Origin of the sequence: Mesorhizobium sp. M7A.F.Ca.MR.176.00.0.0 (genome assembly GCF_004023165.1) — a bacterium.
In the GTDB taxonomy this organism is placed as follows: Bacteria; Pseudomonadota; Alphaproteobacteria; order Rhizobiales; family Rhizobiaceae; genus Mesorhizobium.
Map to the genome: position 1 here is coordinate 1 of NZ_RZTC01000007.1, position 26,906 is coordinate 26,906.

At 63.0% G+C, this 26,906-nt stretch carries 31 protein-coding genes and 1 pseudogene; 20 read left to right on the top strand and 12 right to left on the bottom strand.

Features of this window, described 5'->3' with window-relative positions; genetic code table 11:
* Nucleotides 1-142: 142 nt before the first annotated feature.
* Nucleotides 143-508, bottom strand: coding sequence for a cell division protein ZapA (locus tag EOB59_RS04260; protein ID WP_023810969.1), 366 nt, complete (start codon nt 506-508; stop codon nt 143-145).
* Between the two features lie 11 nt (nt 509-519).
* Nucleotides 520-792: a DUF4164 domain-containing protein gene (locus EOB59_RS04265; protein ID WP_013529251.1), complete on the bottom strand. Its 273-nt coding sequence runs from the start codon at nt 790-792 to the stop codon at nt 520-522.
* Nucleotides 793-1,055: 263 nt separating this feature from the next.
* Here EOB59_RS04265 and tkt point away from each other — a divergent pair, with 263 nt between their 5' ends.
* The 7 genes from tkt to EOB59_RS04300 all read left to right on the top strand — a co-directional run bounded on the left by tkt (nt 1,056) and on the right by EOB59_RS04300 (nt 10,504).
* Nucleotides 1,056-3,047 carry a transketolase gene (tkt, locus tag EOB59_RS04270; RefSeq protein WP_127809075.1) on the top strand — a complete coding sequence of 664 codons (1,992 nt, stop codon included), beginning with the start codon at nt 1,056-1,058 and terminating at the stop codon, nt 3,045-3,047.
* 154 nt (nt 3,048-3,201) lie between these two features.
* Nucleotides 3,202-4,212, top strand: coding sequence for a type I glyceraldehyde-3-phosphate dehydrogenase (gap, locus tag EOB59_RS04275; RefSeq protein ID WP_013529249.1), 1,011 nt, complete (start codon nt 3,202-3,204; stop codon nt 4,210-4,212).
* A gap of 218 nt (nt 4,213-4,430) precedes the next feature.
* Nucleotides 4,431-6,320 carry a potassium/proton antiporter gene (locus tag EOB59_RS04280; protein WP_128287747.1) on the top strand — a complete coding sequence of 630 codons (1,890 nt, stop codon included), beginning with the start codon at nt 4,431-4,433 and terminating at the stop codon, nt 6,318-6,320.
* 147 nt (nt 6,321-6,467) lie between these two features.
* Nucleotides 6,468-7,664 (top strand): phosphoglycerate kinase, encoded by a 1,197-nt coding sequence (locus EOB59_RS04285; protein ID WP_128287748.1) that lies wholly within the window; start codon nt 6,468-6,470, stop codon nt 7,662-7,664.
* A 139-nt stretch (nt 7,665-7,803) separates the two neighbouring features.
* Complete coding sequence (locus EOB59_RS04290; protein ID WP_127396046.1) at nt 7,804-8,829, top strand: class I fructose-bisphosphate aldolase; 1,026 nt, start codon at nt 7,804-7,806, stop codon at nt 8,827-8,829.
* A gap of 158 nt (nt 8,830-8,987) precedes the next feature.
* Nucleotides 8,988-9,728: a thioredoxin family protein gene (locus EOB59_RS04295; RefSeq protein WP_127809073.1), complete on the top strand. Its 741-nt coding sequence runs from the start codon at nt 8,988-8,990 to the stop codon at nt 9,726-9,728.
* 62 nt (nt 9,729-9,790) lie between these two features.
* Complete coding sequence (locus EOB59_RS04300) at nt 9,791-10,504, top strand: SGNH/GDSL hydrolase family protein (RefSeq protein WP_127396048.1); 714 nt, start codon at nt 9,791-9,793, stop codon at nt 10,502-10,504.
* A gap of 21 nt (nt 10,505-10,525) precedes the next feature.
* Here EOB59_RS04300 and EOB59_RS04305 read toward each other — a convergent pair whose 3' ends face one another.
* Complete coding sequence (locus tag EOB59_RS04305) at nt 10,526-10,687, bottom strand: hypothetical protein (RefSeq protein WP_023810961.1); 162 nt, start codon at nt 10,685-10,687, stop codon at nt 10,526-10,528.
* A gap of 116 nt (nt 10,688-10,803) precedes the next feature.
* Nucleotides 10,804-11,750 (bottom strand): annotated as a pseudogene (locus EOB59_RS04310) (ring-cleaving dioxygenase).
* A 311-nt stretch (nt 11,751-12,061) separates the two neighbouring features.
* Here EOB59_RS04310 and EOB59_RS04315 point away from each other — a divergent pair.
* From EOB59_RS04315 to EOB59_RS04330, 4 genes are all read left to right on the top strand, one after another.
* The gene (locus EOB59_RS04315) at nt 12,062-12,229 is read left to right on the top strand and encodes a hypothetical protein (protein ID WP_013529241.1); all 168 of its coding nucleotides are present in this window, start codon (nt 12,062-12,064) and stop codon (nt 12,227-12,229) included.
* A gap of 84 nt (nt 12,230-12,313) precedes the next feature.
* Entirely contained in the window at nt 12,314-12,904 is a 591-nt protein-coding gene (locus EOB59_RS04320; protein WP_128287749.1) for a DJ-1/PfpI family protein, read from the top strand.
* Nucleotides 12,905-12,976: 72 nt separating this feature from the next.
* Nucleotides 12,977-13,384: a hypothetical protein gene (locus EOB59_RS04325; protein ID WP_128287750.1), complete on the top strand. Its 408-nt coding sequence runs from the start codon at nt 12,977-12,979 to the stop codon at nt 13,382-13,384.
* Nucleotides 13,385-13,512: 128 nt separating this feature from the next.
* A complete protein-coding gene (locus EOB59_RS04330; protein ID WP_127809070.1) occupies nt 13,513-14,232 on the top strand; it encodes a YafY family protein in 720 nt (239 codons plus the stop codon).
* A 63-nt stretch (nt 14,233-14,295) separates the two neighbouring features.
* Here the strand turns inward: EOB59_RS04330 and EOB59_RS04335 are convergent, their stop codons facing one another.
* The 3 genes from EOB59_RS04335 to EOB59_RS04345 form a co-directional block, all read right to left on the bottom strand.
* The gene (locus EOB59_RS04335) at nt 14,296-14,991 is read right to left on the bottom strand and encodes a DUF1013 domain-containing protein (RefSeq protein ID WP_023810957.1); all 696 of its coding nucleotides are present in this window, start codon (nt 14,989-14,991) and stop codon (nt 14,296-14,298) included.
* Between the two features lie 363 nt (nt 14,992-15,354).
* Nucleotides 15,355-15,495: a DUF1127 domain-containing protein gene (locus EOB59_RS04340; protein ID WP_127396322.1), complete on the bottom strand. Its 141-nt coding sequence runs from the start codon at nt 15,493-15,495 to the stop codon at nt 15,355-15,357.
* Nucleotides 15,496-15,655: 160 nt separating this feature from the next.
* The gene (locus EOB59_RS04345; protein WP_127396323.1) at nt 15,656-16,666 is read right to left on the bottom strand and encodes an NAD(P)H-quinone oxidoreductase; all 1,011 of its coding nucleotides are present in this window, start codon (nt 16,664-16,666) and stop codon (nt 15,656-15,658) included.
* Between the two features lie 123 nt (nt 16,667-16,789).
* Here EOB59_RS04345 and EOB59_RS04350 point away from each other — a divergent pair, with 123 nt between their 5' ends.
* From EOB59_RS04350 to EOB59_RS04360, 3 genes are read left to right on the top strand one after another with little or no spacing between them, the layout of a single operon-like run.
* Nucleotides 16,790-16,984, top strand: a complete 195-nt coding sequence (locus EOB59_RS04350; protein WP_023810953.1) for a DUF1192 domain-containing protein — start codon at nt 16,790-16,792, stop codon at nt 16,982-16,984.
* A gap of 5 nt (nt 16,985-16,989) precedes the next feature.
* Nucleotides 16,990-18,321, top strand: a complete 1,332-nt coding sequence (locus EOB59_RS04355) for an MFS transporter (RefSeq protein ID WP_329608556.1) — start codon at nt 16,990-16,992, stop codon at nt 18,319-18,321.
* A 32-nt stretch (nt 18,322-18,353) separates the two neighbouring features.
* Nucleotides 18,354-18,617, top strand: a complete 264-nt coding sequence (locus EOB59_RS04360) for a metalloregulator ArsR/SmtB family transcription factor (protein WP_013529232.1) — start codon at nt 18,354-18,356, stop codon at nt 18,615-18,617.
* 6 nt (nt 18,618-18,623) lie between these two features.
* Here the strand turns inward: EOB59_RS04360 and EOB59_RS04365 are convergent, their stop codons facing one another.
* Nucleotides 18,624-19,280 carry a glutathione S-transferase family protein gene (locus tag EOB59_RS04365; RefSeq protein ID WP_127396325.1) on the bottom strand — a complete coding sequence of 219 codons (657 nt, stop codon included), beginning with the start codon at nt 19,278-19,280 and terminating at the stop codon, nt 18,624-18,626.
* A 106-nt stretch (nt 19,281-19,386) separates the two neighbouring features.
* Complete coding sequence (locus EOB59_RS04370; RefSeq protein WP_127396326.1) at nt 19,387-20,217, bottom strand: alpha/beta hydrolase; 831 nt, start codon at nt 20,215-20,217, stop codon at nt 19,387-19,389.
* Between the two features lie 100 nt (nt 20,218-20,317).
* Between EOB59_RS04370 and EOB59_RS04375 the strand changes: the two genes are divergently transcribed.
* The 3 genes from EOB59_RS04375 (at nt 20,318) to EOB59_RS04385 (ending at nt 21,733) form a co-directional block, all read left to right on the top strand.
* Nucleotides 20,318-20,839 (top strand): helix-turn-helix domain-containing protein, encoded by a 522-nt coding sequence (locus EOB59_RS04375; protein WP_127396327.1) that lies wholly within the window; start codon nt 20,318-20,320, stop codon nt 20,837-20,839.
* A 77-nt stretch (nt 20,840-20,916) separates the two neighbouring features.
* Nucleotides 20,917-21,150 (top strand): hypothetical protein, encoded by a 234-nt coding sequence (locus tag EOB59_RS04380; RefSeq protein ID WP_027037125.1) that lies wholly within the window; start codon nt 20,917-20,919, stop codon nt 21,148-21,150.
* A 151-nt stretch (nt 21,151-21,301) separates the two neighbouring features.
* The gene (locus EOB59_RS04385; RefSeq protein ID WP_127396328.1) at nt 21,302-21,733 is read left to right on the top strand and encodes a heme-binding protein; all 432 of its coding nucleotides are present in this window, start codon (nt 21,302-21,304) and stop codon (nt 21,731-21,733) included.
* A gap of 265 nt (nt 21,734-21,998) precedes the next feature.
* Here EOB59_RS04385 and EOB59_RS04390 read toward each other — a convergent pair whose 3' ends face one another.
* The 3 genes from EOB59_RS04390 to EOB59_RS04400 form a co-directional block, all read right to left on the bottom strand.
* Nucleotides 21,999-22,400 (bottom strand): hypothetical protein, encoded by a 402-nt coding sequence (locus EOB59_RS04390; protein ID WP_023810946.1) that lies wholly within the window; start codon nt 22,398-22,400, stop codon nt 21,999-22,001.
* A 245-nt stretch (nt 22,401-22,645) separates the two neighbouring features.
* A complete protein-coding gene (gene rpmF / locus EOB59_RS04395; RefSeq protein ID WP_008834724.1) occupies nt 22,646-22,828 on the bottom strand; it encodes a 50S ribosomal protein L32 in 183 nt (60 codons plus the stop codon).
* Between the two features lie 140 nt (nt 22,829-22,968).
* Entirely contained in the window at nt 22,969-23,730 is a 762-nt protein-coding gene (locus EOB59_RS04400) for a transglycosylase domain-containing protein (protein ID WP_127271462.1), read from the bottom strand.
* A gap of 222 nt (nt 23,731-23,952) precedes the next feature.
* Here EOB59_RS04400 and EOB59_RS04405 point away from each other — a divergent pair, with 222 nt between their 5' ends.
* The 3 genes from EOB59_RS04405 to EOB59_RS35930 form a co-directional block, all read left to right on the top strand.
* Entirely contained in the window at nt 23,953-24,870 is a 918-nt protein-coding gene (locus tag EOB59_RS04405; RefSeq protein WP_127809067.1) for a polyprenyl synthetase family protein, read from the top strand.
* Between the two features lie 161 nt (nt 24,871-25,031).
* Entirely contained in the window at nt 25,032-25,838 is an 807-nt protein-coding gene (locus tag EOB59_RS04410; protein ID WP_127397031.1) for a class I SAM-dependent methyltransferase, read from the top strand.
* Between the two features lie 114 nt (nt 25,839-25,952).
* The coding region (locus tag EOB59_RS35930; RefSeq protein WP_281061703.1) for a hybrid sensor histidine kinase/response regulator at nt 25,953-26,906 on the top strand (954 nt) is incomplete at its 3' end.

The window sequence follows — 26,906 nt, forward strand, 5'->3', positions numbered from 1 at the left end:
GCCCTGCATCGTTGCATCTTAGCGCAAAAATCGTGGCTGCAAGATAATATGAAACTCTTGTCGGCGGCAGGCGAGCATTTTTATGCTTTCGAATGCGCGGCGCGCGGATGAGAGCCTGGGGCTGGACAGGAAAGGTTCTGTCTCAGCTCTTGTTGACCGCCAGCGTCACAGTCAGGTCTTCCATGCGCTGTGCCAACGCGCCGAGCGCGTTGGTGAGCACGCTATCGCTCTTGTCGGCCTTGGTCAGAGCCTCGTCGCGGGTCTTGCGCAAGGTCAGCACTTCGCTTTCCATGCCCTTGACGCGTTTTTGCAACTCGGAGAGTTCATCCATCACCATAATGCCGGCCATCACGGTCAGCCGCTGATCGCCGATCTCGCCGAACGAGTCCTTCAGGTGTGAAACATAGCGGTCGAAGCGTTCGGCAAGGTCGATCAGATGCTCTTCCTGGCCCTCGTCGCAGGCCATGCGATACTGCTTGCCGTCGATTGAAACCGTGACCTGTGCCATCGGGCCAGCTCCTATCTGTCCAACACGGCGCGGATGGTTTCCATGGCGGTCACCAAACGTCGCGAGACTTCCTTGTTGGCATCTTCCAGCCGTTCGGCGCGCGCTTCGGAATTATCGAGTTCCTGCGCCAGCCGCGAGCGGTCGGCATTCATCCGCTGCACCTCGGCCTCGGCTTCGGAGTAGTCGCGTTCATGCTCGAGCTTGGCCGCGACGGCGTTTTCCAGCCCCTCGATGGCCTTGCCCAGCCTCGCGATGACTTCCTTGAGTGTGGCTTCCCCGGTCATGGCCTTCGTCCTGTGCCCTGCCCATCACCGAATCGTTCACGTTCAGAACGCGTTATCCCTGAAACATTAGGCACCGGGTGAAGGCAACGTCAACAAAGCTCTCGCGACTGTCCCCCGCTAACGCTAATGTAGGTCCGCCGCCGGCATCACAAGACCGGCAAATGTGCACCCGATTTGTTGACTAAAAGCCCGCGCCTGCTATGTGTCGCGCACCCTTTTCAAGGGCTCTCCCAAGCCCCCAAACCCCCACTTCTGGAGGAACCATGACGTCGCGTGAACAACATGACCGGATGGCCAATGCGATCCGCTTTCTCTCCATGGACGCCGTCGAGAAGGCAAATTCCGGCCATCCAGGCCTGCCCATGGGCTGCGCCGATATCGCCACGGTGCTGTTCACGCGCTTCCTGAAATATGATCCCAAGGCCCCGCACTGGGCCGACCGCGACCGTTTCATCCTGTCGGCCGGCCATGGCTCGATGCTGCTCTATTCGCTGCTGCATCTGACCGGCTACGAAGACATGACCCTCGACCAGATCAAGCACTTCCGTCAGTTGGGCTCGAAGACCGCCGGCCATCCCGAATACGGCCATGCCACCGGCATAGAGACGACGACCGGCCCGCTCGGCCAGGGTCTCGCCAATTCGGTCGGCTTCGCGCTCGGCGAGCGCATCATGAATGCCGCCTTCGGCAACGATCTCGTCGATCATTACACCTATGTGCTGGCCGGCGACGGCTGCCTGATGGAAGGTGTTTCCCAGGAAGCCATCGCGCTTGCCGGCCATCTCAAGCTCAACAAGCTGATCGTCTTCTGGGACAACAACGACATCTCGATCGACGGTCCGGTCTCGCTGTCCGACAACACCGATCAGGTGGCCCGCTTCCAGGCCTCCGGCTGGAATGCCAGCCACATCGACGGCACCGATCCCGAAGCGATCGCTTATGCCATCGAAGCCGCCCGCCATTCCGACAAGCCGACCATGATCGCCTGCAAGACGACCATCGGCTTCGGCGCGCCGACCAAGGCCGGCACCAACAAGGCGCACGGTTCGCCGCTCGGTGCCGACGAGATCGCCGGCGCTCGCAAGTTCTTCAACTGGGATTCGCCGCCCTTCGAGATTCCGGCCGACATCCTCGACGCCTGGCGCACCGCCGGCAAGGCCGGCGCCAAGGCGCGCACCGACTGGGAAGGCCGCTTGGCCAAGGCCGATGCCAAGCTGAAGGCCGAGTTCGAACGCCGCCTCAGCGGCAAGCTGCCGTCCAATTTCGACGCCATCATTGCCGATTACAAGAAGAAGCTGTCGGCCGACAAGCCGAAGGTCGCCACCCGCAAATCGTCCGAGATGGCGCTGGAAGTCATCAACGGCGCCGTGCCCGAGACCATCGGCGGCTCCGCCGACCTGACCGGCTCCAACAACACCAAGACCAGCCAAACCAAGAACATCACCTCGGACGACTATGGCCAGCGCTATATCCATTACGGCATCCGCGAGCACGGCATGGCGGCTGCGATCAACGGCCTGACGCTGCATGGCGGCCTCATCGCCTATGGCGGCACTTTCATGTGCTTCTCCGACTACGCCCGCCCGTCGATGCGGCTGGCATCGCTGATGGGCATCCGCTCGATCTTCGTCATGACCCATGATTCCATCGGTCTGGGCGAAGACGGCCCAACCCACCAGCCGGTCGAGCATCTGGCCGCATTGCGTGCCATTCCCAACCACAATGTCTTCCGCCCGGCCGACGCGGTCGAAACCGCCGAATGCTGGCAGATCGCCCTGGAGTCGGAAAAGACGCCGTCGACGTTGGCGCTGACCCGCCAGAACCTGCCGACGGTGCGTACCGAATTCTCGGCGAAGAACCTCAGTGGACAGGGTGCCTATGAGGTGGCTGCCGCCAGCGGCGAGGCAGCGGTGACGATCTTCGCCACCGGCTCCGAGGTCGAGATCGCGCTTGGCGCGCGCGACCTGCTGGAAAAGCACGGCCATCCGACCCGCGTCGTCTCGGTGCCCTGCTTCGAACTGTTCGACCAGCAGAGCGACGACTACCGCAAGAAAACGATCGGCAACGCGCCGATCAAGATGGCGATCGAGGCCGGCATACGCCAGGGTTGGGATCATCTGATCGGCTCCGACGGCATCTTCGTCGGCATGACAGGCTTCGGCGCCTCGGGCACGATCGAGCAACTCTATCCGCATTTCGGCATTACCGCCGAAGCCGCGGCCAAGGCGGCGGAAGCCCGCCTGCATACCAAGTAGGTTCAAGGTTCGGCGAAATCGCGAAAGGCGGACTCGCCGGGCTGGCCCAACTTAATCGATTTAAATCCACGCCACTGCGGCTGGATTCTTTCTGCTTCCACCGCTATGAAACTGCGGACCCCTCATCCGCCCTCCAACTCCCAGGGAGAGAATTATGACCGTCAGAGTTGCCATCAACGGATTTGGCCGCATCGGCCGCAACATCCTGCGCGCCATCCATGAATCCGGCCGCAAGGACATCGACGTCGTCGCCGTCAACGACCTCGGCCCGGTCGAGACCAATGCGCATCTGTTGCGCTACGACAGCGTGCACGGCCGCTTCCCGCATGAAGTTTCGGTTTCCGGCGATCAGATCACCGTCGGCAAGGAAACGTTCAAGGTCACCGCGATCAAGGATCCGACGCAGCTACCGTGGAAGGAACTCGGCATCGACATCGCGCTCGAATGCACCGGCATCTTCACCGCCCGTGACAAGGCAGCGGCACACCTGACCGCCGGCGCCAAGCGCGTCATCGTTTCGGCCCCTGCCGAAGGCGCCGACCTCACCGTCGTCTACGGCATCAACCACGACCAGTTGACCAAGGACCATATCGTCATCTCGAATGCCTCGTGCACCACCAACTGCCTGGCACCGCTGGCAGCCGTGCTGCATGAGACCGTTGGCATCGAAAAGGGCATGATGACGACGATCCATTCCTACACTGGCGACCAGCCGACGCTGGACACCATGCACAAGGATCTCTACCGCGCCCGCGCCGCTGCCCTGTCGCAGATCCCGACCTCGACGGGTGCCGCCAAGGCGATCGGGCTGGTGCTGCCCGACCTCAAGGGCAAGCTCGACGGCATCTCGATCCGCGTGCCGACCCCGAACGTCTCGGTCGTCGACTTCAAGTTCATCGCCAAGCGGTCGACCACGGTGCAGGAGATCAACGAAGCGGTGATCGCCGCTTCCAACGGCAAGCTGAAGGGCATTCTCGGCGTCACCCATCATCCGAACGTGTCGATCGACTTCAACCACGATCCGCGCTCCTCGATCATGGCGCTCGACCAGACCAAGGTGATGGACGGCAACTTCGTGTCGGTGCTGTCCTGGTACGACAATGAATGGGGTTTCTCCAACCGCATGGGCGACACATCGGTCGCCTTCGGCAAGACCATCGCCTGATCACAAAGCTTTCTTTTCGAGACTTGGAACGCCCGGCTTTGCCCGGGCGTTTTTCATGAGCGCAGCTTGCGCCTTTCCAAATTGTGTCCTGGACGCCAAAACATCCAAAAATCAGCGGCATAGGCCAAAAAGCCACCCTGCCGCCTTGCACTGGTCACGTCTTCGCCCCACTCTCTCGCAAAGCAGGAGACAGACGAATTTGAGGGGCTGATTTCAGGATGGAGCATGCGATCTATCTCGTCACGCTGGTCGGCACAGCGCTTGTCGTCGCCGCCGCGTTTTCGAGCCTGATCGCCTTCCGCTTCGGCGCTCCTCTTCTGCTCCTGTTTCTCTGCATTGGCCTCGCCACCGGCACCGACGGACTCGGCATCCAGTTCGACAACGCCCGCATCGCTTATTTTGCCGGCTCACTGGCGCTGGCCGTCATCCTGTTCGATTCCGGTTTCGGCACGCCGCTCAACGCCTTGCGGCAGGCTGCAGGCCCGGCTTTGTCGCTGGCGACCTTCGGCGTGCTTGTCACCACCGGCCTGTTCGGCGTCGCCGCCCATTATCTGCTCGATCTCACCTGGCTGGAATCCTTCCTGCTCGGGGCTGCCGTCGCCTCCACCGATGCGGCGGCCGTGTTCTTCCTGCTGCGCGCCGGCGAGATCAATCTGCGCGAACGCGTGCGCTCGACGCTCGAGGTGGAATCCGGCACCAACGACCCGATCGCCATCTTCCTGACCATCACGCTGGTCGAGATCATCGCCGCCCATGCCAACCCCGAAACCAATGTCCTGGTCACCAGCCTGTTCCTCGGCTTCCTCCTCAACATGGGCCTTGGCGCTGTCGTCGGCGTGCTCGGCGGCCTCGCCATCGTGCGCCTCGTCGACCGGCTCAATCTCGACCACGGCCTGCTGCCGATCTTCGTGCTGACCTTGTCGCTGATGGTGTTTGCAGCCGCCGGCGCCATTGGCGGCTCGGGCTTCCTGGCGGTCTATATCGCCGGCCTCATCTCGGGCAATTCCGATATCCGCGCCGTCACCATCCTCAAGCGCTTCCAGGACGGCATGTCATGGCTGGCACAGATCATCATGTTCCTCATCCTCGGCCTGTTCGCGACACCGTCGCAATTTCCGGCGATCATGGTGCCGGCGGTGCTGCTCGGCCTGTTCCTGATGTTCATCGCCCGCCCGATCGCGGTCTGGCTCTGCCTGATCCCGTTCCGTCTGCCGCGCCCCGAGGTCGCCTTCGTCTCCTGGGTCGGCCTGCGCGGCGCGGTGTCGATCCTGCTCGCCATCACCCCGCTGCTGGGCGGGCTGGAAAACGGCCGTGTCATCTTCAACACCGCCTTCATCATCGTACTCGTGTCGCTGGTCATCCAGGGCTGGACAGTCGGACCGCTGGCGCGTCGCCTCGGTCTGATCGTGCCGGCACGGCTCGGACCGCTGGACAAGGTCGAGCTGGAACTGCCGGGCTCGGCCCATCACGAGCTTCTTGCCTATCGCGTTGCACACGGCAGCCCGGTGGCGCGCGGCGAGCGCATCCCACGCTGGGCGCGACCCTCGCTGGTGTTGCGCGACGGCCGCTCGATGCGCTTCCAGGACATGGGCCGGCTCGCCGCCGGCGACCAGGTCTACATTTTCGTGCCGGACCGCTATCCGCGCCTGCTCGACAAGCTGTTCGCGAGCCGTGCAGTGGTCGATCCCGAGGATGCCGATTTCTTCGGTGCCTTCGCCGTCGACCCCGCGCGCTCCGCCGCTGAACTGGAAGCGGCCTATACGCCAGGCCTGACCGAAGCGGAGCAAAAGCTCACCGTTGGCGCGCTGGTCACGGCGCGGCTCGGCGGCCATGCCGAATACGCCGACCGCGTCCTGCTCGGCCCGATAGAACTGATCGTCCGCGACGTCGACGACAAGGGCAAGATCATAGGCCTCGGCCTCTCGTTCGAGCCGACCGCGCCGGTGGCGCGGGGGCCGGTCTTCCTCAGCGCCGGCGAAATCGGCGATCGTCTTTCCGCCTTCATCCGCAACTGGCGCAAGCCGACCGAGACGCAGGAGGCCGAGGCGCGGGCGGACGAAAAGCAGGCCCCGGAGCCAGCGCCGGAAAAGGCAGCAACCGAAAGCTGACAAACCCGCTATTGAGCGCTGCCATTCATCCGCCCCGCCGGTGCAAGATCGTGCCCACTTCAAAATTTCGGTTCGAGCGCGCCCTAAGCCTTGCATCGACACCGATGCGGGGTATGGTCCCCCGGTTTTTCGCGAAAGGAACCCCGCATGGCCGCCTTCAAGACACTCGACGATATCGGCAACATCAGCGGCAAGCGCGTGCTGGTGCGCGTCGACCTCAACGTGCCTGTCATTGAGGGCAAAGTCACCGACACCACCCGCATCGAACGCATCGCGCCGACCATCGCCGAGCTGTCAGGCAAGGGTGCCAAGGTCATCCTGCTCGCCCATTTCGGCCGACCCAAGGATGGTCCCTCGCCCGAATTCTCGCTGGAGCCTATCGCCAAGGCGACAGCTGATGTGCTTGGCCGTCCCGTCGGGTTTGCCTCCGACTGCGTCGGCGACACGGCCGGAAGCGCTGTCGCCGCCATGAACAAGGGCGACGTGCTGCTGCTCGAAAACACCCGCTTCTACAAGGCCGAGGAAAAGAATGACCCGGCCTTCACCGAAAAACTCGCCGCCAATGGCGATATCTTCGTCAACGACGCCTTCTCGGCCGCGCACCGCGCGCATTCTTCGACGGAGGGGCTGGCGCATCTGTTGCCGGCTTTTGCCGGCCGCACCATGCAGGCCGAGCTTGAGGCGCTGGAGAAGGGCCTGGGAAAACCGGTTCGTCCGGTCGTCGCCATTGTCGGCGGCGCCAAAGTCTCGACCAAGATCGATCTGTTGATGAACCTGGTGAAGAAGGTCGATGCCCTCGTCATCGGTGGCGGGATGGCCAACACCTTTCTTGCCGCGTGTGGCACCAATGTCGGCAAATCGCTGTGCGAGCATGATCTCGCCGCGACCGCCAAGCAGATCATGATCGAGGCGGCCGAGGCCGGCTGCGCCATCATCCTGCCGGTCGACGGCGTCGTCGCCAAGGAGTTCAAGGCGGGCGCGGAATGCGAGACCGTCGCCATATCGGACGTGCCGGCCGACGGCATGATCCTCGATGTCGGCGCCAAAACCGTGACGACCATCGGCGAATGGATCGACCGTGCCGCGACACTGGTCTGGAACGGCCCGCTCGGCGCCTTCGAGATCGCGCCCTTCGATCATGCGACGGTAGCGGCGGCCAAGCATGCGGCGGCGCGCACCAAGGAAGGCAAGTTGGTCTCGGTTGCCGGTGGCGGCGATACGGTGGCGGCGCTCAACCATGCCGGCGTCGCCGACGACTTCACCTATGTCTCGACCGCCGGCGGCGCTTTCCTGGAATGGATGGAAGGCAAGCCACTGCCCGGCGTCGACGTGTTGAAGCGCTGAGGCTCCGAGGCGAGGCGATCAACACTCGGAGAGCGAACAAGGCCGCCCGAGGCATTCAATCGATTCGAGCTTTCCGATGCCATTCCTTTGGCGGTAGACTTCCGTTAAGCGCGGAACAACCGTTTCAGGAGAAGCAACAATGAGCGAACGTCTCGAAGACATTGCCGCCGCAATCGTCGCCGACGGCAAGGGCCTGCTGGCGGCCGACGAAAGTTCAGGCACCATCAAGAAGCGCTTCGACGTCATTGGCGTCGAATCGACCGCCGACAGCCGCCGTGACTACCGCGAGATGATGTTCCGCACCAGGGAGGCGATGACCCGTTACATCTCCGGCGTCATCCTCTTTGACGAGACGATCCGCCAGAAGGCCGCCGACGGCACGCCGCTGGTCGACATCATCAAGGCGGCCGGCGCCATCCCCGGCATCAAGGTCGATGCCGGCGCCAAGCCGCTGGCCAGGTTTCCCGGCGACACCATCACCGAAGGCCTCGATGGCCTGCGCGAGCGCCTTGCCGATTACTACAAGCTGGGCGCCCGCTTCGCCAAATGGCGAGCGGTGATCGACATCGACCAGGCCAAGGGCGTGCCCTCGGCCAATTCGATCGGCTCGAACGCCCATGCACTTGCCCGCTATGCCGCCCTTTGCCAGGAGGCCGGCATCGTGCCGATCGTCGAGCCGGAAGTGCTGATGGACGGCGCCCACGACATCGATACCTGCTACGACGTCTCGAAGGCAACGCTGATCAAGCTTTATGACGAGCTCCATGCGGCTGGCGTCCTGCTGGAAGGCACCATCCTGAAGCCCAACATGGTGCTGGCCGGCAAGAAATCGGGCAAGGTGAGCAGCCCGGAAGAAGTCGCGGAAAAGACCATAAAGCTGTTTCGCGAGACCGTGCCGGCAGCGGTGCCGGGCATCGCCTTCCTCTCCGGTGGCCAGGAGGACGAGGAGGCGACCGCCAACCTCAACGCCATCAACGCCATCGGCCCGCACCCGTGGAAGCTGACCTTCTCCTACGGCCGCGCGCTGCAGGCCGCGCCGCAGAAAGCCTGGAGCGGCAAGGCCTCGAATGTCGCCGCCGGCCAGGCCGCCTTCACCCATCGCGCGCATATGAACCATCTGGCGGCGCTTGGAAAATGGAAGGCGAGCCTGGAACAGGCCGCCTGATCAAAATCCTTCCGTCTTGCCTTTGAACCCGGGCCGATGCGCCCGGGTTTTTGTTTGCCCGGACTTGGGGCAGAGCCTCTCCGTCCTTATTTCCTCTCCGGCGATGTCGGTTTGCGCCCATCCCGAACGTCCTTGGGATGACATTCAGGGAGAGGTTCATGCATCGCAACAAGATCGTTTCGCGCGAAGACTGGTTCCAGGCGCACAAGGCGCATCTGGCGCGCGAGAAGGAATTGACGCGGTTTCGCGAGCGGATCGCCGCTGAACGGCGTGAACTGCCCTGGCTGAAGATCCGGAAAGACTATGTCTTCGAGACCGAACAAGGGCCGAAGAGACTGACCGACCTGTTTGGCACCAACAGCCAGCTGATCGTCTATCACTTCATGTTCGGGCCGGGCTGCGTCAATCATTGCGAGGGCTGCTCATTCCTTGCAGACCATATCGACGGCGCCAATCAGCATCTGCGGCATCACGACGTGTCGCTGGTCGTGGTTTCGCGCGCTCCACTGGCGGAACTTCTGCCTTACAAGCAGCGCATGGGCTGGAAGTTCGACTGGGTGTCGTCCTATGCCTCGGATTTCAACTTCGACATGCAGGTCTCCTTCACCGACAAGCAGATCGCCGCCGGCGACACCACCTACAATTTCGAGACCCGTCCACGGACATCGAAGGAGCTTCCCGGCACCAGCGTTTTCTACCGGGACGAGAACCGCGACATCTTCCTCACCTTCATGTCGCGCGCCCGCGGCGGCGAGGCGCAGATCGGCGCCTACGACTATCTCGACATGACGCCGAAGGGCCGCAACGAGAACGGCCCCTATCACGGACTGATGGATTGGGTGCGGCTGCACGATGAATATCAGGGCAAGCAAGCGGGGCAGGCGAGTTGCTGCGATTGAAGAGCGTTCCCGCCGACCAAAACATGCGCTAAGGCTGCCGCTGATCGTTTAACGGTACTGCTATGCGCTTCCCGTCCCTACTCACCTGGCTCGCCTTCCCGGTCTATATCTGGCAAGGCCTCGGCGTGCGACGCCGCACCACGCGCATGCTGCCGGCGCAAGGGCCGGTCATGCACGAAATATCAGGCAAGGCGCCTGATATCTCGCTTCTGGTGCTGGGCGATTCGTCCGCCGCGTCGGTCGGCATAGGCAATTCGGAACATGGGCTTGCCGCGCAACTCGCCGTGCTGATTTCACAAAGCACAGGCCGCACCGTGCGCTGGCGGGCGGCCGGCTTTAATTCGGCAACGTCGGGCCAGATACGCGACCATGTCCTGCCCAATCTGTCGGCCGAACCGTGGACGCATATCGTGTTGGCCATCGGCACCAACGACACCAAGAATTTTCACTCCGTGCCGCGCTTCAAGAAGGAGTTCGGCGGCCTGCTCTACGGCCTGCGCGCCAAATGGCCGGAAGCACGCGTGGTGTGGTCGCCGGTGCTGGAGTTCACGCGGGCTCCGGCCATGCCGCCGCTGCTCGGAAAAATCCTTGAGATTCGCGCCACCGACATGAACCGGATGGGCGAACGCCTTTGCCTGGAGCGCGGCGCGGTGCCGGCGCCGCGCCTGCCGATCACCAATCCGGAAGCCCGCTTTGCGTCGGACGGCTTTCACGCCTCGGAAGCAGGCTACCGGGCCTGGGCCGAGCATCTGGTTGGCCCGGTGCTTGGCAATTGAGCACCGACGACAAGTGCCGTCCTACGTCAAATGCCCGAGCACGGCCGCCAGGGAAATCGCGGCCATGGCGAGCAGTGCCAGTTTCCAGAAATCACCACGTCGCTTGAGGCCCGGCCAGCCAAGCGGCTTGATCAATTGAATGACCATGAAACCGACGATGACAAGGGCGAGAAATTTCGTCATGCCGCCTTTGACCAGCAACGCGCCCGGCTGTCAAAGCACGTCGTTCATTGCCTGAGAAAGAACGACGCCGCGATCCTGGGTCGGAACGCGGCGCCCGCCTGCCGGTGGCAAACGATCTACTTCAGCGGCTTGAGGCCGGCCTCGATCGAAGCGCGCTTCGGTTCGAGGAATGGCGGCAGGGCAAGACTTTCCCCCAGTGTTTCCAGCGGCTCGTCGGCGGTGAACCCCGGTCCATCGGTGGCGATCTCGAACAGGATGCCGTTCGGCTCGCGGAAATAGAGAGAACGGAAATAATAGCGCTCGACCTCGCCGCTCGACGGCAGCCGAAACTCGGCCAGCCGCGCCGTCCATTGATGCAGCGTCTCCTGGTCCGGCGCCCTGAAGGCGACATGGTGAACCGCACCCGCGCCTTGCCGTGCCGGCGCCAGTCCCGGCTGCACCAGGACATGCAGCTCCGCCGCCGGCCCGCCCTCGCCCATTCGAAGACGTGAACCTCCCCCTCCGGCGAGGCATAGTCGCGCGCCTTGCGCATGTTCATCACCTTGGTCACCACCGCCTCGGTGTTGGTGATGTCGGGAACGCTGATGACGATCGGCCCGAGCCCGCGTATCTGGTGCTCGACCGGTACCGGGCTTTGCGCCCAGGGATGGCTGCCGCCCTTGCCGCCATCGCTGACCAGGCGCAGACGCTGGCCCTCGGGATCTTCGAAGTCCAGTGACGCATAACCGCCGATGTCGGCGATCTCTCCTGTTGCCAGGCCTTCGTCGGTCAAGTGTTGCTTCCACCAGGCAAGGCTCTCCCGGTTGCCGACCCTGAGGCTGGCCCGCACGATGCTGTGCGTGCCGCGCCGCTCGCGGCCGACCGGCCAGTCGAAGAAGGTAAGGTCGGTGCCCGGCGTCGCTTCGCCGTCGGCATAGAAGAGGTGGTAGGCCGAGGTGTCGTCCTGGTTTACGGTCTTCTTGACCAGCCGCAGACCCAGCACCTTGGTGTAGAAATGAAGATTGCCGGGCGCATTGGCGGTGATGGCGGTCAGATGGTGGATACCTGTCAGTTGCAAGCTCATGGTCGTCTCCCTGCTGTTGGGGAAAAATTTTCTCCCTTCATATCAGACCTGCGGTCACCTCGCTGAAGGCCGCGTATCCCGACAGTCCGTCGCCGGAAGCTGAACAGCGGCACCGAATACAACGCCGTCTCCATGAACAATCGGAAGTCGCAAACCTGCCTTGAGGCACCGGTCGATGCGGCGAGAAGCGATGCCTTGCCTGCGGCGCGCGCACTGTCCGGAACTATTGTTCGCCCCCTGCCATCCTCCTGACAGACTGCTGTCAGGAGGGGTATGCGATAGTGCCTCTACACAGAGAGAGGAGACTAGCCATGAACGGTTATACCATTCTGCGCGGCATGCAGCACTATGTCGGCAAGATCCGCACGATGCGCAACGAGATCCGCACCCAGCGGTTCATGAACTCGCTGCCGGCGGACATTCGTAAGGATATCGGCTGGCCGGACATGTATGCGGACCGTGGCCCTCGCGGCAATTGAAGCCAATTTTTCGACCCGGCGATTGGATGTCGGCGCGTCAACGCCCAGATAACAGGTCCGGTGCGCGAGGATGGGAGCGAGGTTATGCCCGAACAGAAGACGATCGGTTTCCTTTTCATCGAAGGTTTTGCCGACTGGGAGTATGGGCTGCTGGCGCCCTCGGCAGTCGAATGGTTCGGTGCCCGTGCCATGTCGCTGACACCGGATGGCAAGCAGGTGACCGGGATCAGCGGCTTTCGGCTGATCCCCGATCGCTCAACAGGCGCCAGCGAGAATGCCGATCTAGATGCCATTGCCGTCATTGGTTCCGACCAGTGGACGGGCAAGGCACCGCCTGATGTAGGCGACCTGCTTGCAGCCATTGCATCGCGCGGCGGTGTGGTCGGCGGTATCTGCGCCGGCACGCTGGCGCTGGCCCGAGCCGGCCTGTTCGAGAAGACCAGGCATACCAGCAATGGCCGCGACTGGATCAATGGTCATGAGGCCGGTTATGCCGGTGCCGAGAACTACCAGGATGTGCCGCATGCCGTAGCCGACGGCAAAATTGTTTCCGCGCCAGGTTCGGCACCAGGCACCTTCGCACTCGCCTTTCTGAAGACGCTCTACCCCGAAAGAGGCGGCGATCTCGCGCGGATGCGGACACTGTTTGCCAAGGAATATGCTGAAGGCTCCTGACAGTATGCTGTCAGGAGGGCCGTGCAATGGTGCCAGCTTCGGACACCGCGCATTGGCGTCAAAGGACGATCGATGAAGAGTTGGAACGACAGACTGAGCACACCAGGCATCAACGGCGTGAAGCCAACGCCGCGCACGATGGCCGATGTCGTCGAAGGCCAGCCTATGCTGGTGCCGACGGCGCGCCAGGTTGATGATTTCATCCGCTCGATTCCCGAAGGCATCGAGATGAATGTGCGTGCGCTACGGACAGCACTTGCCATCCAGCATGGCGCCGAAGTGACATGCCCGGTCACCATAGGCTATCATCTGCGCACTGTTGCCGAAGCCGCCAACGAGGACCTCCAGCGCGGCATGGCGCTGAGTGACGTGGCACCGTTCTGGCGCGTGCTCGATGCGAAAACACCGACGACGAAGAAACTGTCCTTCGGCGCGGAGTTCGTCGCCGCGCAGCGCAAGCGCGAAGGGCTGAAACCATGAGGCACGCCGCCCAAAAGTGTTCTGCGGTTTTGGGATAACGGCATGCGCGAAAACACGATGCCGTGCCGTCCAAAAGTGGACATCAGTTTTGGGCGACATGCATAGAGACAACGCCGAGGGACCATACGATGCGCCGCGCCGACAGGCTCTTCCAGATCGTGCAGCATCTGCGCGGTGGCCGACTGGTCACCGCCCACAAGCTCGGCACGTGGCTCGAGGTTTCCGAGCGAACCATCTATCGCGACATTGCCGACTTGCAATCGACCGGGGTGCCGATCGACGGCGAGGCCGGCGTTGGCTACATGATGAGGGAGGGTTTCGACCTTCCGCCGCTGATGTTCACGCGTGACGAGATCGTCGCGCTGGTCGCCGGCGCCCGCATGGTGCGCGCCTTTGGCGGTGCCGCCATGGCGAGGGCCGCCGACGAGGCGCTGGTCAAGATCGGCGCCGTATTGCCCGATGCCGAGAAAGACCGCATCGCCCGCACCGAGATCCACACACCGATGTGGGTGGTCAGCGACGCCGCCCGCGAGGCGATCGACCTGATCGAGCGCGCGGTCGAAAAACGCCAGGTGCTGACCATCGACTATTCCGACGAGGCCGGCCGCGGCACCGCCCGCGATATCCGCCCGCTCGGTCTGTGGTTTTGGGGCAAGGTGTGGACGCTGGTCGCCTGGTGCGAGATGCGCGACGATTTTCGCGCCTTCCGCATCGATCGCATCGCCTCCGTGGTCATCGCCGGCCGCATCTTCAAGCCGGAGCGCGGCAAGCAGCTTGCCGACTTCTACCGCGCGGTGGAACGCAGCGAGGACTATGGCATGGCGCCGGATCGCGCTGCGCGCAGCTGAGTTGTTGACCCCATAAAAAAGCCCGCTCGAAGCGGGCTTTTTTTCTTGGAATATCAGACAATCTCACTCGTCGTCGTCATTGTCCGTGTTCTTCGACTTCAAGGCCGAGAGCTTGGCGAACACGGCGTTGGCGTCGAGTTCGGCATCCTCGTCCTTCGGCTTCTCGGGAGCCGGCACCAGCCGCTCGGTCAGGGCCGCCGGCAGCAGCGTGTCGCCGACCGGCTGCGCCTGTTCGCGGCCGCGCGAGGCGCGATTGACTTCCATGTCGAGGTCGATCTGCGATGCGAGGCCCAGCGTCACCGGGTCCATCGGCTGCAGATTGGCCGAATTCCAGTGCTTGCGCTCGCGTATCTGTTCGATCGTCGACTTGGTGGTGCCGACGAGACGCGAGATCTGCGCATCCTTGAGCTCGGGATGGTTGCGCACCAGCCACAGAATCGCGTTCGGCCGGTCCTGGCGCTTCGACAGCGGCGTGTAGCGCGGACCCTTGCGCTTGGATTCAGGCACCCGCACCTTGGGGTCCGAAAGCTTCAGGCGCTGGTTCGGATCCTTCTCGGCACGGGCGATCTCGTCGCGGGTCAGCTGTCCGGTCATGATCGGGTCCATGCCCTTGATGCCTTGCGCCGATTCACCGTCGGCGATTGCCTTGACCTCGAGCGGGTGCAGCCCGCAGAACTGCGCGATCTGCTCGAAGGAAAGTGCGGTGTTGTCGACCAGCCAGACAGCGGTCGCCTTGGGCATCAGCAGCGTATTGGCCATTTACAAATCCTTCTCGTTCGCCCGCGTTCCCGCGCGGGCGGTGGTTTAGAGCCACCAAAATGGGAAATTCGCGGTCTGTATAACCGCTCTCGGGTCGTTTCGCAACGTTTTTGGAAGCGGCCGGCGGGACAACGCTCGCGCCATTGCAGTAGGCCGGGCCGAGTGTGCGCATGATCCAAATGCCATGCGGAGAGTTGAGGTCAACCGCGGAGCGCTGTCGAGCCATGCTCGGTACTACTGGCCAAAAAAGACAAAACCCGCCGGACTGGGTCCAGCGGGCTCGGAACCGGCGACGGCAAAACCGTCTGCTTCGGCTCTTGCTTCTACGGCATGGTCCGCTCCTTGGAGCAAACCATGCTCAAATCAGATGGCCTTGCGGGCGATCATTTCGATGTCGGCGCGGTTGATGCCGAGATCGCTGAGCTGACGTGCGTTGAGACGGTTCAGTTCGCGGACGGTCTCGGTGTACATACGCCAGTTACGGAAAGCGCGGATCGGGTTCATGGTAGTCCTCCAAATTGATGTTCGTTTCGATGGTGCTCAAATAGGCGTCATCGACGAGGACTTGAATGGCTGATTTTGCATAGCAATGATGCAAATGCTGCATTGCAGCATTAAGCTTCTGTTCATCTTGTAGGCAGCGAGGCGCTGACCTCGCTCGCTGTCAGCCGACGTCGAGCACGATCTTGCCGATGTGTTCGCCGTCCTCCATCCGCTCATGCGCCCGCCAGGCTTCGCTGAGCGGGAAGATCATGTCCATGACAGGAGCAACCTTGCGCGTGCCGAGCAACGGCCACACCTGCGCTTCCAGCGCCGCCCCGATCGCCGCCTTGAACTCGACGGTGCGCGGCCTCAGCGTCGACCCGGTGTGGGTAAGCCGCTTGACCATGATTTTCGAAAAATCCGCGCTTGCGACAGCGCCGGCCTGCACGGCGATCTGGACGATCCGACCCTCAACCGCAGCGGCCTCGTAGTTACGCCCCACATAGTCGCCGCCGACCATGTCGAGGATGACATTGGCGCCCTTGCCCCCCGTTGCCTCCTTGACCGCGGCGACGAAATCCTCCTCGCGATAGTTGATCGCCCGGTCTGCGCCGAGCTTCAGGCAGGCGTCGCATTTCTCCTTGCTGCCCGCAGTGGTGATGACATAGGCGCCAAAGGCCGAGGCAAGCTGGATTGCCGTCGTGCCGATGCCGGACGAGCCGCCATGGACGAGCAGCGTCTCGCCTTTCTTGAGGGCGCCACGCTCGAACACATTGTGCCAGACGGTGAAGTAATTCTCCGGCACCGCCGCGGCTTCGGTATGGGTGAAGCCGGCGGGCAACGGCAGCACGCTCCCGGCATGCACCTTGACATATTCGGCATAGCCGCCGCCGGGCGTCAGCGCGCAGACGCGGTCGCCAATGCGCCAGCGCGATATGTCGTCGCCAAGGGCCGCCACTTCGCCCGACGCCTCGAGGCCCGGCAGGTCCGACGCGCCGGGCGGCGGCGGATAGGCGCCCTTGCGCTGCTGGATATCGGGCCGGTTGACGCCGGCGGCATGCACCTTGATCAGGATCTCGCCGGGGCCGGGCTGCGGCACGTCGCGTGTTTCCGGCTTCAGGACCCGAGGGCCACCCGGCTCCGAGATCGCGATGGCCGTCATCCTTGCCGGAATTTTCTGTCCGCTCGCCATGAGATTTCCCGTCTTTCCTCGCCGTTATCCGATCGGCTGTTTGCATCGACGCCCCTGCCCTATGTATGCTGATTGCCAAATCAGGCAAATGGCCAATCTGGTCTTGGCGGAGGAGGAGCGACGATGGCGATCTTCGACGACGAACCCAAGAAGAAGGCACGCCCGCACGAGATCGGGCAGGACCTGTCACTGCTTTCCGTCAGCGACTTGACCGAGCGGATCGGCATACTGCGCGACGAAATTGCCCGCCTGGAAGCCGAACTCAAGGCCAAGGACACCACCAAATCCGCGGCCGAAGCACTGTTCCGCCGCGGATAGGCGCGCTGGCGCAAAGCCCGCCGCCGAAAAGCCCGAATGCGGCTGTCTTCAGACCCAGCGTCCCCGCCAAACCTGAGCCGGATCAAACAATGTTCGCAACCTACCGACCGATCCTCTCGCTGCTTCGCGGCACCGCTTTCCTGCTCGCGGCATCTGGATTGCATGGACTGCTCTTGCCCCTGCGCGGTCAACTGGAAGGTTTCTCGACCGCATCGCTCGGCCTGATGGGCACGGCATGGGCCGGCGGCTTCGTCACCGGCTGCTTCTTCGCACCGCGCATCGTGCGCCGCGCAGGCCACGTTCGCGCCTTTGGCGCCTTTGCCGCATCCGGCGCCATCGTGGCGCTACTGACCGGGCTGATCATCGACGAATATGTCTGGATCCTGCTGCGCGCCTTCACCGGCTTCACCATGGCCGGTGCCTTTATGGTCATCGAAAGCTGGCTGAACGAGAAGGCCACCAACGAGAACCGCGGCACCGTCTTCGGCCTCTACATGATGGTCACCTATGCCTCGATCATGGGCGGGCAGATGATCGTCGCCGGCGGCGACGTGAAGTCCGCGTCGCTGTTCATGATCACCGGCATCCTGTTTTGCCTCTCGCTCATTCCGACGGCGGTCTCGACCGCCTCGCACCCCAAGCCGCTGCAGGATGTCTCACTTGATGTCAGAGGCCTTTATGCCAATTCGCCGGTGTCGGCGGTCGCTTGCGTGTTGATCGGCATCGCCAACGGCGCCTGGGGCACGCTTGGCGCCGTCTATGGCGCCCGCATCGGCATTTCCACGGCCGAGATCGCCCTGATGATGAGCCTTGTGGTCGTTGCCGGTGCCGCCATGCAGCTTCCGGCCGGGCGTCTCTCCGACAAGACCGACCGCCGTTTCGTGCTGGCGGGGGCGGCTTTCGGCGGGGCTTTGTTCGCGCTCTTGATCTTTCTGTTCGAGCCGCGCTCCGGCGTCTTCGTCATCGTCTTCACTGCCGCCTATGGCGCCTTCGCCTACACGCTCTATTCGATTGCCGTGGCGCATGCCAACGACCACGCGCGCTCGGAGGATTTCGTCAAGGTATCTGGCGGGCTGTTGCTGCTCTACGGCTTCGGCACGATGATTGGACCCTTGCTCGCCGCCGCTTTGATGGGCTGGATGCGCCCGGAAGGTCTGTTCCTGGCGACCGCCTTGGCGCATCTCTGCCTGGCGGGCTACACGCTGCTGCGCATCAGCCGCCGCGCGCCGGTGCCGATCGGCGATCGTGATGCCTTCAAGACGCAGCCGGCCGACCGTTCGGTCACCCCGGAAGCATTGCGGCTCGATCCCAGAAGAAAAGCAGAAGCAGACGGTTGAGATTCGAAAGGCTTTGCCTCACTAATACAGGCATGATGTTTTCCGACGCCTTCATGGCGATTGCCGATCCCAATCGGCGCCATCTTCTGGAAGAACTTCGCCGCGGCCCGAAAACCGTCACCGAACTGGCCGCCGGCTTGCCGGTGTCGCGCCCGGCTGTTTCGCAGCATCTAAAAGTGCTGCTCGATGCCGGGCTGGTCCACGCCAAGCCGGAAGGAACAAGGCGCGTCTATACGGTAAGCGGCACTGGCTTCCTCAAACTCAACATCTGGCTCGATCAGTTCTGGGAAGCCTAACCCCGATCAACCGTTGTTGTAGGGGAAGAACTTGAAGTAGGGCTTCGCCTCCTCGATCACCCGGGCGAAGGCGGGGCGCTGCAGCAGGCAGTCGTGATAGCGCTTCACAGCCCGATACTCGTCGCCGAACGGCTCGACCTTGTTGGCATAGAACAGCGCCGGGGACGCCGCGCAATCGGCCATGGTGAAGGTGTCGCCCATCGCCCAGATCTTCGACTGCATGTCTTGTTCGATGATGGCATAGGAATTGCGAAGCTGGTCGCAGGCCTGCTCGACGCCGAACGGGTCAGTCTTGTCCTGCGGCCGCAACCGATCGCCGACGATCTTCTGCATCGGCTCCTGCACATAGAAATCATAGAAGCGGTCGGCTTGGCGAACGGCCAGCGCCAGGTCGATGTCGGCGGGAACGAGGTCGACTGGCCCCGGATAATGCGCGGCCAGATATTCGACAACGATGGTCGATTCCAGCACCGTGCGGTTGCGCGCATCGTCGCGCAGCGCCGGCATCTTGCCGGCCGGCGAAATCTTCAGGAAGGCCGCGCGCGACTGAGCATCGCCAAGATCGACGATGACAGGCGTGAACGGCGTGGCGTTCTCGTACAGCGCGATCAGCGGCTTCCAGCAGAAGGAGGCCAGCGGATGGAAATGAAGCGTCAGGGACATTTTTTGCTCGCCTGTTTCCTGGTTTATCGGTGGCCGGCGCCGGGCACGCTCGTCATAGGTTAAACACTGCGGCAAGCATTGCTCGTCAAGACCTGCTTTTGCCGCTTCAAGCGGCGTGGGCGACGATGCCGGCAACAATCATATCCCAGTCGTTTGGATGCAGCTCGTGGCCGCCACCTTCGATCCGGATGATTTTCGCGCCGGTGACCGCCTTGGCCAGCGCCTTGCCATGTTCGACCGGAAAGACCGGATCGGCCGTGCCGTGGATGACCAGCAGCGGCGACGCGATCTCGTGCAGGCGGCCTTTCCACGCGTCGCCGCCCCTGAGCATGAAATGGTTGGTGGCGCTCAGGAAGCCGCCGGAGCGGTCGTAGTCTTGCTCGACGAAGGCACGCATCCGGGCTTCGTCGAATGGGTGCGCGATGCTGGCGATCGCCCGCGCGTCCCTGACGATGAAATCGACCACCTGGCCACGGTCCGACCAATCGACTTTGACGCCCTCGGCCGAATGCTCGATATAGGCATCGCTCGTCTGCGGCAGGTGCGAAGTGTCGGTTCCCACGGGCGTGCTGCTGATGACGGTCAGCGATGCGACACGGGACGGGTGTTCCAACGCCACAAGCTGCGCGATCATGCCGCCCATCGACATGCCGACGAGATTCGCCTTGCCGATACCGTGGTCGTCGAGAACGCGCATTGCATCGTCGGCCATATCATCGAACGTGTAGGGCGGCTCTCCCGGCTTGTATTTGGTCGAACGGCCGGTATCGCGATTGTCGTAGCGGATCACGAACAGGCCGGCATCGGCCAGTTCCCGGCAAAACGCCTCCGGCCACCACAGCATCGAGGCCATCGCTCCCATGATCAGCAACAGCGGCGGGTTCGCCGGATCGCCAAAGGTTTCGGATATGATTTCGGGGCGTTCGGTCGTCGTCACGGTGCGGCCTCCTCTCCTGCAATACTGATTGCATTTTGCAATCGGTTGCACGATAATAAAACCGATACGATAATGCAACCGGTTTTGGAGAAACAATCTCATGAGTATGGATCGCCGGTCCGGGTGTCCGATCAACCTGTCGCTGGAAGTGTTCGGCGATCGCTGGAGCCTGATCATCCTTCGCGACATGATCTTCGGCGGCAGGCGTCATTTTCGCGAGCTGCTCAACGGATCGATGGAAGGCATCGCCTCCAACATCCTCGCCGACCGGCTGAAGCGGCTGATGGAACTGGGCATGCTGACCAAAGCCGACGACCCCTCGCACAAGCAGAAGGCGATCTACAGCCTGACCGAAATGGCGATCACGCTGGTGCCGATCCTGGCCCATCTCGGCGCCTGGGGCCGCGTCTGGCTGCCGGTCAGCGAAGAACTCTCGATCCGCGCCGAACTTCTGGAAAAGGGCGGACCGCCGATGTGGGACAAATTCATGGACGAGTTGCGCCATGAACATCTCGGCAAGCCGCTCGATACCGCGTCGGGTCCTTCTGTCCGCGCCACCTTGCAGGCCGCCTATGAAGCCCTGGTTGCCAGCAAGGCTCTCGCCGCCGACTCTGCCGCTTGACCAACTTATTTTCCCGTTTGGGGCCCGGCTCTGCTAGAAGAAGCGGAAAATCACAATTCACGGGATTGGATGAGGTCTTGGTTGAGAACTCTCGGGATGCTGCCCGCGCACGCGCCGACCTGCGCTTCAAGAAGCAGGAAGAGGCGGCAACCGTCCGCCAGAAGGCGATGGCCGAATACGTCGCCGAGAGCGACGCCCGCCAGGCCAAGACCAACAAGCTGCGGGCGCTGCGTCTCGCCAAGGAAGCCGAAGACCTCGCCAACGCGCCGGCGGAACCTGCCAAGAAGCCGGCCCGCGCCAAGAAAAAATAACCCGAAGCCGCACAGGCACCAACTCCTATCCGGGAGGCTGTGACGGTCGCTTCCATCCGACCTTTTCACGCGAAGCAATTTCAACCGAAACCGGGATGTTATCTCGCCCGTCGACGGTCGATGATCGACGCCTTTCAGACAGGAGACCGCCATGACCGCACTGCCGCTCGAAAAAGCCAGGCAAATCATCGATGCCGCCTTTGCCAAGGGCTCCGATCTCAAGCTTAAGCCGCTTGGCGTCTCGGTGCTCGACGCCGGCGGGCATCTGGTCGCCTTCCAGCGCCAGGACGGCGCCTCGTTCCTGCGCCCGCAAATGTCGGCCGGCAAGGCCTTTGGTGCGCTCGCCATCGGCATGGGCTCGCGCAAAGTCGAGGCTTTCGCCAAGGAGCGCCCGCACCTCGTCGCCGGCATCTCGGACGTCTCTGGCGGACGCGTGCTGCCGGTCGTCGGCGGCGTGCTGATCCGCGACAAGACTGGCGCTATCATCGGCGCCGTCGGCATTTCCGGCGACACCTCGGACAATGACGAAGCCGCGGCCATCGCCGGCATCGAGGCCGCCGGCTTCACCGCCGATCCGGGCTGAGCGTCGGGGAACTTCGTCATCCACGGGCGGAGCAGGAGCGAAGCTCCGTCGCGGAGACCCGAGGATCCATTCCGTAACATCAGCCGTAGAGTGCAGCGGAGCAGAATTCTGGACCGCTGAAACGCTCACGTGTCGCGGCATGGATCCTGGGGTCTGGGCCGCGTCGCTACGCTCCTTGCTACGCCCCAGGATGACGACGTTACGGGCGTTTCCGACAACTGTCAGCGCAAGCGCCCGTCAAACTTCCGCCTTCCGCGCTGGGGACCTAATTCAGATTGATGTCTCGGCTGGCCGATCGCATCGACACTGCGAATCCGGCCAGCACGTCGAACAGCGCGATGACCATCAGCGTGAAGAAGACGGAATGGGCCGCGCCCTTCACCAGCAGGAACTCGACCAGGAAGGCCACGAACACCAGCGTCGACAGAAGATGGTCCATGATCGAGGCGTTGGTCGTGCGCACCGACTTCGCCATTTCGAGGAACAGGAAGACCAGCCCGATCAGTATCATCAGGTCGCCCAGCGTCATCGAGAACACGCCGCCCGACATCATACTGAAGGAGAAGACCTCGCTCGCCCAAGGATCGTCACCACTGCCGAAAATTCCCAACAGTCCGAGGTTGTAGAGCACGAAAGGCACGATCAGCAGCGGAATGGCACCGAACATCTGGCGTCTCCATGTGGGGGCAATCCTTTGTAGAATGCGCCACAGGCACGCCGTCAAGATGTTTCGATGGCAGCGTTGAACACGGTCGAAGACCGCACGCAACAACCATGTCAGCCGGTTGCCGGCCGAAGGATTTGCAACGCCTGCGGTGCACGCCTCGAAATGCGCTGCCGGCCGGCTCAAACGCAAAAGGACCAGCCACCGGCCGGTCCTTATGGAAATTCAAACCTTTGAAAAAGCTGGTCTCAGCTTTCCTTGGGCGTCAACACCTGACGACCGCGATACATGCCGGTCTTCAAGTCGATGTGATGCGGACGGCGCATTTCGCCGGAATTCTTGTCCTCGACATAGGTCGGGGCCTTGAGGGCGTCGGCCGAGCGGCGCATGCCGCGCTTGGACGGAGAGGTTTTACGTTTCGGAACGGCCATGGATATGCTCCACTACATGGTCAAAAGCCCCGCCCGCCCTCGTGAAAGGGCCATGTCGGGGCCTAAATCTGAGAAAGTCGGGTGCCTATACACGCCCTGTGCCGTTTTGGCCAGCACTGGCGCGAATTTTTTTGGATCGGCTAGCGGAGACAACCGACATAGGCGCCGGAGCGGCCGGCGCGCCGCTCGATCAGATTGGCGAGCCGCCTCAAGCCAGGCCCGGGTTTGGCCGGATTGCGGGCGATCGGATTTGGCAAGGAAACCGCAAGCAAGGCGGCCTGCCGTCGCGACAGCTGTTTTGCCGAAACGCCAAAATGGTGCTGTGCCGCGGCCTCGATGCCGTAGATGCCCGGGCCCCACTCGGCGATGTTGAGGTAGATTTCCATGATGCGCCGTTTCGACATCACCGCATCGAAATAGACGGCCAGCGGCAATTCGACCACCTTGCGCACCGAGCCCAGCGGCCGCGACCACAGAAACAGGTTCTTTACCGTCTGCATGGTGATGGTCGAGGCACCGCGCGTCGCTTCGCCGGCCAACGCGTCGTCGACGACGCCTCTCAGCTCGCCGAGATCGACGCCACGATGAAAGCAGAACTGCCCATCCTCCGACATGATGACGGAATTGGCCAGCACCGGCGACACGTCGTCGATCGACACCCAGCGGCGGTCGTAACCGGAGAACGTCGCCAGGTCCTTCAACATCAGCGTCGAGACAGGATGCACGAAGAACGGCAGGTAGAGAAAGGTCAGCACGACCGGAATCAAAGCCAGCACCGCGGCCACGACGATGCCGCGCCGGACCCAGCGTTTGAGACCCCGGCGATTTACGCCTCGCGATCTCGTCGCCATGTCCAGCTTTTCGGTTTCATGATCGACGATCGGTTCCGCCAAGCCGCCCAACCCGTGCCAGAGAGCTCGTTTTGAAACGCGCTCCTGTGAGTCATGTGACGGTGTTTTCGAGAACCGGAGCGGAGCGTACATTAGAGTACGCAAGCACCGGAAGCGCAGAAAACGCCCTCAGATGACCGCAGGAGCAGAGTTTCCAAACGGGCTCATACTGCTCCGGCATAATGGCGCTTGCCTTCTTGCGCAACGTCTGAGTGTCGGCTACCGGTCCGGGCCATGACGAATGACGACCAAATGGCGTTCGAAATGGCGCTCATCCGACGCGCTGCCGCCGTCGAGGTGCTGCTGCGGCGGCTGCTCGACGACCGTGCGCTTTCGGGCGAGATCGCGCGGCCTGAGCGGCTGATGGCAGCCATGCGGCACGGCGTGCTGAACGGCGGCAAGCGCCTGCGCCCCTTCCTGGTCATGGAAAGTGCCGCCCTTTTTTCCGCCGATGGCGAGGCGGCACTGCGTGTCGCCGCCGCACTTGAATGCGTGCATTGCTATTCGCTGGTACACGACGATCTGCCCGCCATGGACGACGATGACCTGCGTCGTGGCCAGCCGACCGTGCACAGAGCCTTCGACGAGGCGACCGCCATTCTGGCTGGCGATGCCTTGCTGACGCTGGCCTTCGACATCATCGCCGGCGAGGCGACCGCCCTGCCGGCGGAGCGGCGGGCGGCCCTGGTGCTGGCGCTGGCCCGCGCCGCCGGACCCGGCGGCATGGTCGGCGGCCAGAAGCTCGACCTCGAAGCCGAACAGACGCCGCCGGACGAGGCCGGCATCATCCGGCTGCAGGCGATGAAGACCGGCGCTCTGATCCGTTTCGCCTGCGAGGCAGGTGCCCTCATCGCCGGCGCCCCGGCCGATGACCGCGAGCGGCTGGCCGAATTCGGCTCGGCGATCGGTCTTGCCTTCCAGCTTGCCGACGACCTGCTCGATTTGACCGCCGATGCCAGCCAGATGGGCAAGGCAACCGGCAAGGACGCCGCCGCCGGCAAGGCGACGCTGGTGGCCTTGCATGGTCCGAATTGGGCGCGCAGCCAGTTGCACGGCCTTGTCGCACAGGCGCATGCGCTGCTTGAGCCCTATGGCGACGATGCCCAATTGCTGAAAGAAGCGGCGACGTTCGTGGCGACCCGCACCAGTTGAGGTTGGCGCCAACCGAGATATCGAGCTGACTAAAGTTCGCTCATCCTCCGCCGGCCAATTCAGAAATAGAACTTGAGCGGAAGCCTGCCGAGGCAGAGGATCGACATCGCTTTGCCATCCGCACGGCACGCACGCGGTGCGGGTAGAGTTGGAGGGGTGCCATGTCGACCACCGACAAGCTGTTCAGCGGTTCCATTGCCGAGGTCTACGACCGGGCGATGGTGCCGCTGATCTTCGAGCCGTATGCACGGGATCTGGCAGAGCGGGTGTCGAAGCTCGGGCCGCAATCGGTGCTCGAAGTGGCGGCGGGCACCGGTGTGGTGACACGTGCGATGGCAGCAAAGTTGCCGGCGCAAGCCCGCATCGTGGTCACCGACCTCAACCAGCCCATGCTCGACCACGCACGCACGCGGATGGCGGACGATCCTCGGATCACCTGGCGGCAGGCCGACGCCCAGGCGCTGCCCTTCGAGGACGCAGAGTTCGACGCCGTGGTTTGCCAGTTTGGCGCGATGTTCTTCCCCGATCGGGTGGGCGCCTACGGCCAAGCGCGGCGGGTGATGCGGCCGGGCGGGCACTTCCTGTTCAACGTCTGGAGTGCCATCGAAGACAACGAGTTCGCCGAGGAAGTGACGCGGGCGCTCGGCCATTTTTTCCCGGCCGATCCGCCGCGCTTCATGGCGAGGACGCCGCACGGCTATCACGATGCGGACGTCATCCGCGCCGACCTTCATGCCGCCGACTTCGGTAACATCACCATAGAGCCGCTGGATGCCGTCAGCGCCGCTTCGTCGCCATATGAGGCGGCCACGGCCTATTGCCAGGGCACACCCCTGCGGGCTGAGATCGAGGCGCGCGGCGGCTCGCTGGAGGAGGCGACGCGATACGTGGCGAATGCCCTTGGGAAACGGTTCGGGGAAGGTCCGGTGCGTGGCCGCATCCGCGCCCTCGTCGTGGAAGCGGCCTAGGCGTGCTGTCCATCCGGCGGTTCGCATGGCCTGCCTGCCCGCACGAACGAAATTTTAATGTAAATGAAGCGTAATCCCGGCCATTAAAATGGTGCGTATGTGTTGGGGTTGCGCATGCCTGAATATTCGTCCTTCATCCGGTCGGTCCGGATCCGCTATATTTCAGGGTTGCTGATCTTCGCGCTGGCTTCCGCCGGCATCGTGATTGCGCTTGACCGCGTCAATTCCTTTCGCCGCGACATCGATGCGCTGAGCAGCAACCTCGTCATCTTCACCCGCGACCTGCGCAACGCGACCAGCTTCGCCGAGACCACCGGCACCGCCTGGCGGGCGGAGACACGCGATGCCCTGACCACATCGGCGCGCGGCCATTCGGAGCGCCTGACCGGCGAGATCGAGACGCTGACCGCCCAGCTTGCGGCGATCAAGCCACGGCTGTCGATCAAGACCGTCAACGAACTCCAGTCCGCTTCCGTCAACGGCGATCTGTTCTGGTCGCCGCGCGACATGGTGCGCAATTTCAACCTGATGTCGATGGCGCAAAAGGTCGACGAGTGGAGCTATCGCGAAATCCGCAACCAGAACGACCTGTTCGCCCAGCCGATGCTGGTCCGCGTCCGCACCGCCATGGATGATGAGCGCCACCTGGCCGATGCCTCAAGCGACAGGCTGCTGCTGTGGGCGAGCGGCATCCTGTTCGCGGCACTTGCCATCGTCGCCTTCTGGATCTTCCGCCCGATGGAAGTGGCAATCCGCCGCGCCTTTGCCGAATCCGCGGAATCCCTGTTCAAGGCCGAGGCCGCCGACCGCGCCAAATCCGAATTCCTGGCCAATATGAGCCACGAAATCCGCACGCCGATGAACGGTGTGCTCGGCATGGCCGAACTGCTGGCCAAGACCGATCTGACCCCGCGCCAGAAGACCTTCACCGACGTCATCGTCAAATCCGGCAACGCGCTGCTCACCATCATCAACGACATCCTCGATTTCTCCAAGATCAATGCCGGGCAACTCACTCTCGACCCTGCTCCCTTCCGCCTTTCCGAGGCGGTCGAGGATGTGGCGACG